We start from the raw sequence: 11684 nt of genomic DNA, 5'->3' as shown, positions 1-11684 counted from the left end.
AGGAGGACCGGTGGCGGCGTCGATGCGGGCCATCATGGACGGGCTCGTGGACCGGCTGCACCCCGACCTGCCGGGTGAGGAGCTGGGCGAGATCTTCGACCACCTCATCTACATGACCGACGACAACGGCGTGGATCTGACGGCGGTTCTGCGCGAGTGGCTGTCCTCCGACGACGTGCGCCGGGTGGACGCGGCCCTGTCGATCAGCGTGCTGTTCCTGTACGACACGCGGGAGAAGCTGGTCGCGAGCATGGGGCCGGCGGCGGAGCGGTTCCCGGAGCTCGCCGCCAAGGTGGACGGCGTGCTGGCCAGGTGGGATCAGCAACGCGGCTGAGCAATCGGGAGTAACTACCAGGAACGATAGTAACTCCGCACGTGTTCACCCCACTGGCCCTAGCCGACCCAAAGGACGTCCCGAATACTCCGACACCATCCACTTAAGAATCAGATAGCGGAGGGTGATGTGGACGAGGTCACGGCCGACGACGTCGACATCGAGGTCGAGGTGCCCGGCTCGCAATCTCGTGTGTGGGCCACGCTTACCACGAAAGCGGAACTGACGTCCTGGCTCGCCGAGGACGCCAGGGTCGGCGCGGGCGTGGGCGACCCGTTCGAGCTGTTCTGGGACGTCGCGAACCCCGACATCAACAGCACCATCGGGTGCCGGATCGTGGAGTGGGAGGAGCCGCGGCGTTTCACCATCGAGTGGAAAGGTCCGGTCCAGTTCGCTTCGATCATGAACGGCGACCCGGTGCCCACGTGGGTCGCGATCGATCTGCGCGCGGCGGGTGACAACACGACGATCGTGCATCTGCGGCACGGCGGCTGGGGCGCGACGCCGGAGTGGGGCGAGGCCAGGGCCTGGCACGAAGCCGTCTGGCGTGGCGCGCTCGACCAGCTTCGGACCCTGCTGCTCAACGCCCGTTAGCCTCAGCATTCACCCAGCGCCTCGGCGAGGTAGCCGACCGCCTCGCGCTGGAAGTCGAGATCCGGCAGGGCGGTCCTGAGCAGACCCTCGACGGCGAGCAGCGACATGATCGCCATGGTGAAACCAGGATCACCCAGGATCGCGTGCCTGCGCTGCACGGCGAACAGTTCCAAGACGAACCGGACGATGTGGAACCGATCAGCGGACGCTCCAGACATCTCCTCGAGGATCCGGCCGAGGTCGTCGGCCAGCTCGCCCATGTTCACCGGGCCGACGAGGGGTGTTCCGCTGTCGGCGACGATCCTGGCGGCACTGTGCGGATCGTTGAACGACACTGCGAGCATCAGCTCGGCGAACGCCCGGCGGTCACGTTCGACCAGCACGGCTGTGTACCCGAAGTCGAGCAGTACCAGCCTGCCCTCCGGCGTGACCAGCAAGTTGCCGGGGTGGAAATCGCAGTGCACCAGCCCGTGGCGGAAGATCATTGCGTAGAGAGCACGCAACGCCGTGCGCACTGCACGCGCCTGGGCGCCTTCCGTCAACGAGGGCGAGTCGATGCGCAGACCGCACTCGACCAGGTCCATCGCGATCACCTCCTCACCGCACAGCTCATCGATGATCGCTGGCACAGCGATGTCCGGCGACCCGGCGAACGCCTCGCAGAAGAAGCGCTGGGTCCGCGCCTCGGCAGCGAAGTCGAGCTGTCCCATGATTGCGGTCTCGAGCTGGTCGACGGCCGTGGCCAGCGGATAGGTCGCCATCGCCGGGATCCGGTTCGCGATCTGGACCAGTGCCCGGATGATCCGCAGATCGGCTCGGAATCGCTCGGCGACCCCCGGTCTGCGAACCTTGAGCACGATCCGCCGGCCGTCACGGGACAGACGCGCGTGGTGGATCTGCGCGACCGAACCGCAGGCGGCGGGCACGGGGTCGACAGCGGCCAGCAGCCCGAGCTGCCGGGCTGACAACGTGGACTCGACAACGTGCCGGATGCGCGGGTACGGATCGGGCGTGGCGCGATCGCACAGCCTGCCGAGCACGACCCGCTGGGGCTCGGACAGCAGGTCCGACCTCGTCGCGAGGAGCTGCGCGGCCTTGTGGAACGCACCGCCGAGATCCTCAGCAATGCGTGCCAGCCGCCGCGTCACCGCGGCGCGGCGATCCCGTTCGACAAGGTCGAGGAGCAGCCCGAACGCCAGCGGGACCACCCGCCCGCCCACGGCCGCCAGACGCCGCGCCACCCCGGTGTCCACCATCGATCACTCCCGCAACATCGTCACCGCCGACGAGGCATCCGTGACCGCGGTCGCGGCTTCGCGGAGTCGCTCCGCGGTGAACAACTTCCGCGCGACGGGGTCGCCGTGGGTCATCGCCACCAGCCGCATGACACTGGAAAATCCCTCCTCCGGCCGCACAACCCGGATGACCGTCGGCGTTGGCATACCGTCGACGACCGCGACCCGATCGGCGCGCAGTTGCCGGAACGGGTCGATCGCGCCGACCTTGATCAGATCGACCGCGACGAGCACACCGTGTTCGTCCACCCTGCCCACCCCCACGACGGGATCGCGGTCCTTGTAGGGCCACATCCCGCGGACCGTGAACCCGCCGTCGGCCGGTTCTGCGCCGATCGCGGCTGTGAGCAGCCGGGGCGTGAACATGCGGATGTCGTCGTAGCCGAAGTCGGTCCCGACGACCTGGTCTTCGCATCGGTGCCGGGCGACCGCGACCGGCCCTTCGGCCGTCGCCGGCCACACCCACATCTGCGGCCGCTTCACGAGCGCCTGCTCGCGCATCAGCACGGCAGTACCCGCGAACGGGCTTCCCGGCAGCACGCACAACACCGAATCGCAGTGCCCGGAGGCCGAGTGCCACACCTGGCCGATCTCCAGCCGCATCTGGACCGTGTCCGCCACGAGAACTTCGACACTGATGCGCCGCACACCGTCACGCAACACCGGACGTCCTACGTGCGCCTTCAGGGCCCGCCGCAGGGTCTCCAAGTCCATCTGCGAACTCGTCGGATCAGCCTGCGGCGACCTGGGCCGTCAGATCGCGCCAGAGCACGCGCGCCGAGACAAGCGTCCCCACCGGCCGCTGCGTCCGGATGTCCAACAGCTTGATCGGCCGCACGCTCACTGTCCGCTCATCCCCGATCGGCGGCACGGTGCGCACAGTGGACTGCAGTTGCATCGGCTCGGCTGTGCGAAGCACCAGATCGTGCTGGGACATGGACACGATCACCGCGATTGCGGCCTTGCAGTCGCCGGCTTTCACCACCCCCACCGCGGGCGAGCGGGTGTCGAGAACGACCGAAACCGGGCCGAACACCTTGCTCTCACCGGTCACAGACAGGGCGACAAACCTTGCTACAACAGTGGAGGTCTCCCACGACACCTCGACGGTGCCGTGGTCCAGCAACGGCACGGCGCGTTCCGCGACAAGGGTTCCTTTCAACGTCACCGTGTCTGTGCCGATCCCTTCGACCTCGTAGGTCTCCTCAAGAGTGATCTCGACGATGTCGGTTCCGACATCGGGAACCGAGAACTCCGCAACATCGACCATGACGATCTCCCCTAGATAGCTTCACTTACAGATACCAATCTACTCCTCTCTGACGTACCCACAAGGCGGCGCCCAGGGCGAGATTGACGCGAGCCGCACTAGAACATCCCATCGGCCACGGCGTCGTTTCCGCCGCGGATCTCACTATAATAATCATTAGCTAGCTGGACTTCCCGTCCAGCGCAAGGAACATCTGCGCGTGCTTTGCGGCGATGAGCATCGTGGCAATTGAGCAGGAGCTAGACGTCCCCGCACCCGGACTCGCCCGGCAACAGCGGCCGGAACACCACGACGAACGACGTCGCGCCGATGCGGAACCGCGTCCCCTTCGGCACGTCGCGCGCGAACCCCGACACCTCTGCGGCGTCCAGCACCACGCAGGAGCCGGCGTCGATCTCCACGTTCAGCGGCGCGAACGGCCACGGGCGCGCGTCCTGTGAAGAGCCAGGCGCCCACCCCACGGCGACGATCTTCGTCGGCTGGTAGGGCGTCGCCGTGCCGTCCACGTGCAGCGTCGAGTGGAAGTCGGCCAGGTCACCCTCCGGGTTCGCGGCCCTGGTGACGAACCGGTGACCGCCGGAGTTCAGCACGAACACCTGCGTGTACCCGTCGACCACCGAGTTGTTCTTGATGTCCTGGTCGCGGTCGAGCCCTGCGTCGTGGGCGTCCTGGTAGAAGCCCACCGCCCTGTCATGTCCTATGTGGACCATCTCGGCCGTCTGCAACGCACCTGCCGCCGGGCCCGGCCGGATCACCGTGCCGTCGCCGTAGAGGCTGAACTCCGGCAGCTCTGCGGGCCGGGGACTGGGCATGCCGACCAGCTGCTTCGCCTGCAGCGCAAGCCCGTCCGGCAACGCCGGGGCGTCCGTCCCGCAGCCGGCCAGCACGATCGCGAGGATCGCCAGGTACCAACGCATCACATTCCCCCTCTCGGGGTTGCCCCAGGACGGGCCTGGGGCAACCCCTCGTGGTCAGGAGACGGAAAGCGTGTAGGTTCCGTTGCCCGCCCTGTTCACCAGCACCACGCTGTAGCAGTCCAGTGCTGGTCCGGGCGCGGTGAACTCGACCTGTTCCGCCTCACCCGGCCCGTGGCCGGTCGAGGACGCGGCGGCCTGAGCCCGTGTTGCGATGACCGGACGACTGCCGTCGGACGACATGACCGCGTTCTCCTTCGAGGAGTACACACAGAGGAGCTTCACGTCGTCCCCGGCCTCCTCGTCGGCCCAGAACTCGCCGTCCTCGCCGAAGTGCCGGGTTTCCCCGCTCGGGCCCGTGGCGACGTGATGCACGTGCCAGAGCAGGAAAACACGACCTCGCGCAACGCTCACGTGCGGTTCCGTCCGTCAGATTCGGGCGTGACTCAGCCGGTGTACTTGGTGATCCACTCGCGGAGCGCGCTCACCTCGATCAGTGCCGCAGAGCCCTGCGAGCAACTCACCCCGAAACGGGACCGGCTGGGAACGAGTCCGATCAGGCGGTAGTCGCCTTCGACGCCCGAGACCATCGGTCCACCCTCGTCGCCGAAGCAGGGGCCGCCGTTGTTCGGGTACCGCGTGCAGAGCCTGTCCTTGTCGGCGCCGCACACCGAGTTCGGTTCGGTATGTCCCTTCACCTGCTGCAGATGTGCGTTCGGACCGCCGCAGCCTGCCTCCGGGCAGTTCTGGCCCCAGCCCAGCACGATCCCGTCGGTTCCCGGCGGCGCCGGCTGGTCGGCGATGGCCACCGGTGTGGCATCCGCCCGGCTGCTCAGCTTGATCAGCGCCACGTCGCTGGTGGGGTGCGGCACGATCGCGGCGGCGGGCACGAGCTGGCCCCTGGTTCCGTAGTAGGTGGAGCCGACCCGGACGTTGAACGACTCGGGGCCCTTGCCTTCCACGCAGCGCTTCGCGGTGATGAGCCACGAGTCCGCGATCAGCGCGCTCCCGCAGAGGTGCGGGGACTGTCCCATGCTCACGGTGTCCTGCACTGATCCCACGAAGTAGATCTGCGTGCCCGGTGTGGGGTCCATGATCGCGTGGGCCGCAGGTGCGGTCGCGGCCAGCAACACCACGGCCATCAGGGTGGCGAACAGTTTCACAGGTCGGCTCCTACCGGACGATCATCTGCAGTGGACAGTTGGGCGCGGACGACAGACCTCAACCGTCACCACCCCCCTTGCGCGGCTCGCCCCCTTGATCCGACCTGCGGATTCAAGATGGCTTCAGGAAACGTGCACGACCCGTGGCGCACTGTTGCCCTGCCATCTCGAAGCACGCCGGACGGAGGCGCACCGTTGCCTCCCTGCCGGCGAAATCTACGGCGGAGGCAACCGAGAGGTCATTGCAGCAGGTAAGAGGGGGAACGCACGTGAAATACCGCTATTCCACATCAATTGGACTATGCGCAGGAGCGCTGCTCGGCACGTTCGTTGCGGCCGGAACCGCCGAGGCAGCCGCCCCGGACTGCGCGGTGGTCAAGCACGAGGCGGCAACCGCCTCGCAGTCGCTCACTGTCACCAACCGCTGTACCTACCAGGTCCACTTCCGCATCCGGACGGCCGAGAGCCTCACCGGTTGCAAGACCTTGAATCCGGGCGGGATCACCACCTACCGGTGGCCGCTGAAGGACGCGTATCAGGGCATCGAATGGAACTGCAACCAACGCTGAAAACGGAGTGATCGCAATGCTCAAACGCACCACGGCCGCCGCCATCACCGCGGCGTCCCTCGCCACGCTCGTCTTCGCGGCCCCGTCGGCGAACGCGGCCGACCCCAGGACCCAGTTCACGAAGCTCGAATACGGCGCGAGCTACGCCGTCGGCTACCTGCGGTGGCACGCGCGATCCGTCGACGTCGACTACTCGCTCAAGGCCAGCTACTGCCGCCGTCTGGTGGTCGACGCCTACAACGCCAACAGCCAGTTCCTCGGGACGGGGAAATCACCGCTCTTCTGCAACTACACCGACACGAAGACGGTGAACGTGCCCTCGAACCAGGTCGGTGGTGCCGCGTACGTCCGCACCTACCTCCTCGACGAGAACAACATCATCCTGGACCAGGACATCGAGTTCCGCCCGTAGTCAGAGCTCTGGGATCGCCCTGGCGACCAGGATCGACGGCGCCGCTCGAAGTGATCAGCAGGTGACCTTGACGGTCGCGGTCGCCTGGAACGACACGTGCACGTGGTCCATGTGGTTGGCCGTGGGACTCCCCCGGTCCTCCATCGGCGACCAGCCGCTGCCGTCGTTGTAGCGCTGGCGCCAGATCACGTAGGTGACGCCGAACGCCTTGCGGTTGGCCAGCACGTGGTCGGCCAGAGCGTTGCCGGTGGCGGTGTTGACCATGAAGTCCAGCGCCAGGCCGGCCGGATGGTCGCCGCCGCCGGCTCGGCCGGCTGCGCCGCCGATGTCGTTGACGTCGAACTTGCCGTCGAGGTGGTGACCCACCTGTGCCACGTGCGGCTTGACTCCGTCCAGGGTGGTCGGACAGGGCGGTGGCGGCGGTGGTGGTGGCGGCGTGGTGGTCGAGGGCGTCGTCGTGGTCACCGGAGGCGTGGTGGTCGACGGAGACTGCGAGGATGGCGGCGCGGTCGATGACGAGGCAGGCCGCAGGTCCTGGCTGACGGTGTTCGACGAGGCGGCCAGCTGGGCGGCCGCTCCGGTTGGATCGACCTGCTGGTCGGAAGCGCGGACCACCCAGAAGGTCACGACCAGGCCCGCGGTGAGGGTGGCGGCGACTGCGATGGGCAGCTTCCGGCTGGCTGTCTGCTCAGTTCTATGTCGGCCCGGCATTCGGGAGCACCTTGCGTTGGGGACGGGGCAGGGTCACACGGCGGGCCACATTACGAAATGAACACGGAAAAGTCACGGGCGAGTGTTGCTGCCCACATTTCCGCTGATGAGCGCGTCGCTACCGTAGGTGACAGCCCTGTCGGTCGTGGACGGTCACGTCGCGCTGTCCGTCGAGGTCACCGGTCCGGGACGCGCGGGACCGGCCGGCCGCTGAGCGGCCTGCCGGCCGTCACGCGGGGTCAGGAAATGCTGCGGAAGAAGGTGCGGATGTCGTCCGCGAGCAGCTTCGGTTCCTCCATCGCGGGGAAGTGACCGCCCTCGGCGAACTCGCTCCAGTGGCCGATCGCCTGCCACGGGTCCATCGCGCGGCGCACGAGCGGGTGGGTGTCGAACACGACCCACCCGGACGGCACGCTGGAGCCCATGACCAGGTCGAGTCCGGAGTGCTCGGACTCGTAGTAGAACTGCGCGCTCGAGGCGCCGCTGCGGGTGAACCAGTACAGGCTGATGTTCGTGAGGAGCTGGTCGCGGTCGACCGTCTCGTCCGGCGTCCGGTAGGCACCGCCGCTCCTGGTCTTGAACTTCTCGGCGATCCACGCGAGCTGACCGACCGGGGAGTCGGTGAGCGCCGCGCCGATCGTGTCGGGACGGTGGTCCTGCATCAGGAGATACCCGCGCTCGGCCGCGGCCTCGGTGCACAGTGCCTCGATCTGGGCGATCTCGTCATCGGTCAGGCCGTCGGGGATGGGGAACTTGTCGCCGAGCAACCCGAGCAACCGGGCGTCGCAGCCGGTGTGCGTGCCGATGACGCGCTCCGGGTAGGCCGCCGCGAGGCGGCCGGTCGTGCCCGCACCGACGTCGGTCCCGTGGGCCGCGAACCTCTCGTAGCCGAGACGCGTCATGATCTCGGCGTAGGCGTCCGCCGTCCGCGCCAGCTCCCAGCCCGTCCCTGACAGCGGGGTGGAGAACCCGAAGCCGGGCAGCGACGGGATGACCACGTGGAACTCGTCGGTCAGCAGCGGGATGAGTCGCTGGTAGTCGACGAACGATCCCGGCCAGCCGTGGTTGAGGACCAGCGGGGTGGCCTCCGGGTTCGCCGACCGAACGTGGACGACGTGGAACGTCTGGCCGTTGACGACCGTCGTGAACTGTTCGTGCTCGTTGAGCTTCGCCTCCTGCGCACGCCAGTCGAATCCGTCGCGCCAGTACTCGGCGAGCTCCTTCAGGTACACCAGCGGGATGCCGCGGCTGAAGTCGGTGCGATCGTCCCGGCCCGGCACGGGGAACGGCCAGCGCGTGTGTGCCAGCCGGTCGCGCAGGTCGTCGACGTCCGCCTGCGGGATGTCGATGCGGAACGGTGTGAGTGCGTTGTTCTCGGTCATGACGTCGACGTTGTCAGCTAATGCGGCAGGTTAGCTTCCGCAATTGCTGGAATGATCGAGACCATGTTGGAGACCTCGGCCCGGCTGCTCGAACTGCTGTCGTTGCTCCAGCTCAAGCGCGACTGGACGAGCACCGAGCTCGCCGGCCGGCTCGACGTGAGCAGGAGGACCGTGCGCGCCGACATCGGCAAGCTGCGGTCGCTCGGGTATCCCGTGGATGCGCGTCCCGGCGTCTCGGGCGGGTACCGGCTGGCCGCCGGGACGGCGATGCCCCCGCTGCTGCTCGACGACGACGAGGCCGTCGCCGTCGCGGTCGGACTGGGTGCGGCCGCGACCCAAAGGCTCGGAGTCGAAGAAACATCGCTCACCGCGCTCGCGAAGCTGGAGCAGGTGCTGCCCTCGCGTCTCCGTCGGCGCGTCGAGGCGGTACGCGAGGCGACGAGCGTTGTTCCAGGGACTGGGCCGCCGCTCGATCTCTCGGTTCTCGGCGCGGTCGCCGCCGCGATCCGCGGCCACGAACGGCTCCGGTTCGGGTACACGAAGCCCAGGGGCGCCGAAGAGGCGCGCCACGCCGAACCGCAACGCCTGGTGAGCTGGGGAGCGCTCTGGTACCTGCTCGCGTGGGATCTCGACCGTGACGACTGGCGGGTCTTCCGCGTCGACCGCATGGTTCCGCACGCGCCGACGGGTGCGCGGTTCCGGCCGCGCGTGATCCCGGAGGACAACGTCGTGGAGTACGTCGTCGCACGCGTCAGCAAGGGGGCCTGGAAGTACCGCGCCCGGGTACTCGTGCACGCTCCCGCCGCCAAGGTCGCCGCGAAGATCTTCATCCCGGTCGACATCGAGGTGGTCGACGAGTCCACGTGCCGTCTCGACGTGGGTTCCGACGACCCGGACCGGCTCGCGCTGTGGATGGCGCAGCTCGACTTCGACATCGAGGTGATCGACGGAGACGAGCTCGCGGTGGCGTTCGATCGCCTCGCGACGAGGTTCCGCCGCGCGGCGGGTGGCGCATCCAAGTGAAGCTCGGCAGGAGATCTGCCCGTTCGGGCGGTGTTGAGGGCAGTACCAGGCTCGAGGTCTGGCGAGGCGAGATGCGGGCTGCCTAGCGTTGATCAGGTGCACGATCATCTGGCCGCACAGGACAATTCGCAGCGCAGGCCGTCCGCGAAGGACCAGCCGGAACCGTCGCTGCTGAAGCTGCAGCGCGCGGCGGGCAACCAGGCTGTGCAGCGCGCGATCACGATCCAGCGCCTGTGGACCGCCGACCAGCGGCGGCAGGCGTTGCGAGCGGCAACTCCGTTCATCCGGGCGCTGACCCCGGTGCTGGCCATGGTCGGCTGGCAGATCACCGGACTCGCCATCGGCCTGCGCGGTTCGTTCGACGCCGGGGCGGGGGTGGGCGCGGGCGTCGGCGCCGACCAGATGTTCTTCATGAACCTGGTGTCCGGCGAGCTGACCGGCGATGTGATCACGTTCGCCGAGGTGGGCGTCGCCGTGACCGCGGGTGGCAGCACCGGGATCGTCGTCGGCATCCGGCTGGGACCGTCCGGCCGGGACGGCAACATGTCCGGCGCCTACGAGGGTGGCAGTGTGGGGGCGAGCGTGAAACTGCTCGCAGGCGTCGGATTCTCCATCGGCACCAGCATCTTCTCGGGCCAGGAAGGCTGGGCCACGGCCGCGATCAGCCTCGGCGCCGAGGCAGGCATGCGCGGCTCGTACAGCTACGGCGTCAGCACCGAGCAGACCGTCGCACCAGCCGTCGCCGCATGGGTCCAGGGCGTCGCGCAAGGTGTCGCCAGTGGCCTGCAGACGGCATCGGCCGTCGGTCGCGGCATCAGCGACCTGGTGGCACAGACATTCGGCAGCGTGGTGAGCATCTACGACCCGGACACGTGGAATCTCGCCGGCTACTCCCCCTCCGAACAACAGGCGTGGCGCCAGCTCGGCGGGTACATGAAACGCGTGATCACCGCCTCGACGCTGGACGCGTTCCTCGCAGGTGAATCGCGGGGCGTCCCGGTGTCACGGCGGATCGCGAGCGTCGGCGATGTCGGGGTGTTCATCAGGGTGTCCGAGGCGATCAACGGGCGCTACCGCCGGGAGAACGGCCTGAGCTCGCGCGACGAGATCTGGCCCGCGAACGCCTTCAACAACCGCACCTATTTGCAGTTCCTGGCATTCCTGCGCGAACAGCGGCTCCTGTAGCACCACCGCTCACGGCCGTGGCTGCAGCCCGATCCGGTAGCGGTGGTGGTAGTGCCTGCCGGTGAGCCACAGCTCCCCGGCCGCGTCCTGCACCGCCGCGATCCCCCCGATCACCTGGTCCCGCCCCGTCGGCAGTTCGGCGATGGTGATGGCGGTGAGGTCGGCGTCCGCGGTGACGGCGCCGGAGGCGATGTCCACCCGGATCATCCAGTCCGTGCCGGTGACCGCCGCCCAGACCTGCGGGCGGCCGTCGATGATCACACAGTGGAGCTCGCCGAGCTGCGCGGTGGACCATTCGCGGGTGTCGACGTGGAGCTCGCGGATCAACGCGGCGGTGTCACGGTCGCGCAGCAGCAGTCTGGTGGAGCCGTCGGACTGCACGAGATGCGTTCCGTCGTAACAGAGTCCCCAGCTTTCCTCAGTGATCGTGGCACGGCGCCGTTCCGCCAGTGACCGCGGATCGAGCAACACCGCGGCACCTGCGCCGGTACGCCACAGCCCGGCCGGTGTCAGCGCGGTTCCGTTGCCCGGCTGCACGGTCCGCTGGGCCTGGATCTCGCCGGTGGCAGGCGCCACCGCGCGGATCACCGGCCCCGTGTTCTCGACGAGGAGATCGCCGACCAGTTCCAGACCGCGTGCGTCGGCACGGTCGTTGGGGACACGCGCGAGCACCTGGGCGCGGAAGTGCCGCGAGGTGGAACGCAGGCCGGCCGGTGCGGGACTGGCCGTGGTCGCTGGTGCCGAGCTGACGTGGGCCACGCGGTGGGGAGCTGAACAGGCGGTGAGGGCCAGCAGTGCCGCGGCCATTGACCAGAGAACTCTGTTGATGCGC

The 11684-nt window shown here is 68.2% G+C and carries 15 protein-coding genes; 6 read left to right on the top strand and 9 right to left on the bottom strand.

Annotation, left to right across the window (positions count from 1 at the left end; genetic code table 11):
* The first annotated feature begins 10 nt into the window (after nt 1–10).
* Nucleotides 11–334 carry a hypothetical protein gene (locus ACIA8G_RS05340; RefSeq protein WP_396417006.1) on the top strand — a complete coding sequence of 108 codons (324 nt, stop codon included), beginning with the start codon at nt 11–13 and terminating at the stop codon, nt 332–334.
* 129 nt (nt 335–463) lie between these two features.
* Entirely contained in the window at nt 464–928 is a 465-nt protein-coding gene (locus ACIA8G_RS05335; RefSeq protein WP_396417005.1) for an SRPBCC domain-containing protein, read from the top strand.
* A gap of 2 nt (nt 929–930) precedes the next feature.
* Here ACIA8G_RS05335 and ACIA8G_RS05330 read toward each other — a convergent pair whose 3' ends face one another.
* The 6 genes from ACIA8G_RS05330 to ACIA8G_RS05305 form a co-directional block, all read right to left on the bottom strand.
* Complete coding sequence (locus ACIA8G_RS05330; RefSeq protein WP_396417004.1) at nt 931–2184, bottom strand: ABC1 kinase family protein; 1254 nt, start codon at nt 2182–2184, stop codon at nt 931–933.
* Nucleotides 2185–2187: 3 nt separating this feature from the next.
* Nucleotides 2188–2937: a hypothetical protein gene (locus ACIA8G_RS05325; protein ID WP_396417003.1), complete on the bottom strand. Its 750-nt coding sequence runs from the start codon at nt 2935–2937 to the stop codon at nt 2188–2190.
* 16 nt (nt 2938–2953) lie between these two features.
* Nucleotides 2954–3493: a DUF6073 family protein gene (locus ACIA8G_RS05320; RefSeq protein ID WP_396417002.1), complete on the bottom strand. Its 540-nt coding sequence runs from the start codon at nt 3491–3493 to the stop codon at nt 2954–2956.
* A 239-nt stretch (nt 3494–3732) separates the two neighbouring features.
* The gene (locus ACIA8G_RS05315; RefSeq protein ID WP_396417001.1) at nt 3733–4410 is read right to left on the bottom strand and encodes a hypothetical protein; all 678 of its coding nucleotides are present in this window, start codon (nt 4408–4410) and stop codon (nt 3733–3735) included.
* A gap of 54 nt (nt 4411–4464) precedes the next feature.
* Nucleotides 4465–4821 carry a hypothetical protein gene (locus tag ACIA8G_RS05310; protein WP_396417000.1) on the bottom strand — a complete coding sequence of 119 codons (357 nt, stop codon included), beginning with the start codon at nt 4819–4821 and terminating at the stop codon, nt 4465–4467.
* Nucleotides 4822–4853: 32 nt separating this feature from the next.
* Nucleotides 4854–5570 carry a S1 family peptidase gene (locus tag ACIA8G_RS05305; protein ID WP_396416999.1) on the bottom strand — a complete coding sequence of 239 codons (717 nt, stop codon included), beginning with the start codon at nt 5568–5570 and terminating at the stop codon, nt 4854–4856.
* 269 nt (nt 5571–5839) lie between these two features.
* Here ACIA8G_RS05305 and ACIA8G_RS05300 point away from each other — a divergent pair, with 269 nt between their 5' ends.
* Both ACIA8G_RS05300 and ACIA8G_RS05295 read left to right on the top strand, forming a co-directional pair.
* Nucleotides 5840–6139: a hypothetical protein gene (locus ACIA8G_RS05300; RefSeq protein WP_396416998.1), complete on the top strand. Its 300-nt coding sequence runs from the start codon at nt 5840–5842 to the stop codon at nt 6137–6139.
* Nucleotides 6140–6155: 16 nt separating this feature from the next.
* Entirely contained in the window at nt 6156–6551 is a 396-nt protein-coding gene (locus ACIA8G_RS05295) for a hypothetical protein (RefSeq protein WP_396416997.1), read from the top strand.
* Between the two features lie 54 nt (nt 6552–6605).
* On the opposite strand, the gene ACIA8G_RS05290 is transcribed toward ACIA8G_RS05295, so the two are convergent.
* Nucleotides 6606–7262, bottom strand: a complete 657-nt coding sequence (locus ACIA8G_RS05290) for a hypothetical protein (protein ID WP_396416996.1) — start codon at nt 7260–7262, stop codon at nt 6606–6608.
* A gap of 239 nt (nt 7263–7501) precedes the next feature.
* On the bottom strand, nt 7502–8644 hold the full coding sequence (locus ACIA8G_RS05285) for an epoxide hydrolase family protein (RefSeq protein ID WP_396416995.1): 1143 nt from the start codon (nt 8642–8644) through the stop codon (nt 7502–7504).
* 63 nt (nt 8645–8707) lie between these two features.
* Here ACIA8G_RS05285 and ACIA8G_RS05280 point away from each other — a divergent pair, with 63 nt between their 5' ends.
* Together ACIA8G_RS05280 and ACIA8G_RS05275 are read left to right on the top strand one after the other, a co-directional pair.
* Nucleotides 8708–9667: a helix-turn-helix transcriptional regulator gene (locus ACIA8G_RS05280; protein WP_396417319.1), complete on the top strand. Its 960-nt coding sequence runs from the start codon at nt 8708–8710 to the stop codon at nt 9665–9667.
* 96 nt (nt 9668–9763) lie between these two features.
* Nucleotides 9764–10852, top strand: a complete 1089-nt coding sequence (locus ACIA8G_RS05275; RefSeq protein ID WP_396416994.1) for a hypothetical protein — start codon at nt 9764–9766, stop codon at nt 10850–10852.
* A gap of 9 nt (nt 10853–10861) precedes the next feature.
* Here the strand turns inward: ACIA8G_RS05275 and ACIA8G_RS05270 are convergent, their stop codons facing one another.
* Complete coding sequence (locus ACIA8G_RS05270; protein ID WP_396416993.1) at nt 10862–11659, bottom strand: glutaminyl-peptide cyclotransferase; 798 nt, start codon at nt 11657–11659, stop codon at nt 10862–10864.
* Nucleotides 11660–11684: the final 25 nt, after the last annotated feature.

It is taken from the genome of Lentzea sp. NPDC051213, assembly GCF_044455585.1.
Classification (GTDB): Bacteria; Actinomycetota; Actinomycetes; order Mycobacteriales; family Pseudonocardiaceae; genus Lentzea.
The sequence above is the reverse complement of the archived record's forward strand: the minus strand, read 5'-3'. Positions and strand labels throughout refer to the sequence as shown.

Coding starts and splice junctions, on each gene's coding strand:
- ACIA8G_RS05330 (WP_396417004.1), bottom strand. CDS start 2,184: ATGGTGGACACCGGGGTGGCGCGGCGTCTGGCGGCCGTGGGCGGGCGG.
- ACIA8G_RS05325 (WP_396417003.1), bottom strand. CDS start 2,937: ATGGACTTGGAGACCCTGCGGCGGGCCCTGAAGGCGCACGTAGGACGT.
- ACIA8G_RS05320 (WP_396417002.1), bottom strand. CDS start 3,493: ATGGTCGATGTTGCGGAGTTCTCGGTTCCCGATGTCGGAACCGACATC.
- ACIA8G_RS05315 (WP_396417001.1), bottom strand. CDS start 4,410: ATGCGTTGGTACCTGGCGATCCTCGCGATCGTGCTGGCCGGCTGCGGG.
- ACIA8G_RS05295 (WP_396416997.1), top strand. CDS start 6,156: ATGCTCAAACGCACCACGGCCGCCGCCATCACCGCGGCGTCCCTCGCC.
- ACIA8G_RS05290 (WP_396416996.1), bottom strand. CDS start 7,262: ATGCCGGGCCGACATAGAACTGAGCAGACAGCCAGCCGGAAGCTGCCC.
- ACIA8G_RS05285 (WP_396416995.1), bottom strand. CDS start 8,644: ATGACCGAGAACAACGCACTCACACCGTTCCGCATCGACATCCCGCAG.
- ACIA8G_RS05280 (WP_396417319.1), top strand. CDS start 8,708: ATGTTGGAGACCTCGGCCCGGCTGCTCGAACTGCTGTCGTTGCTCCAG.
- ACIA8G_RS05270 (WP_396416993.1), bottom strand. CDS start 11,659: ATGGCCGCGGCACTGCTGGCCCTCACCGCCTGTTCAGCTCCCCACCGC.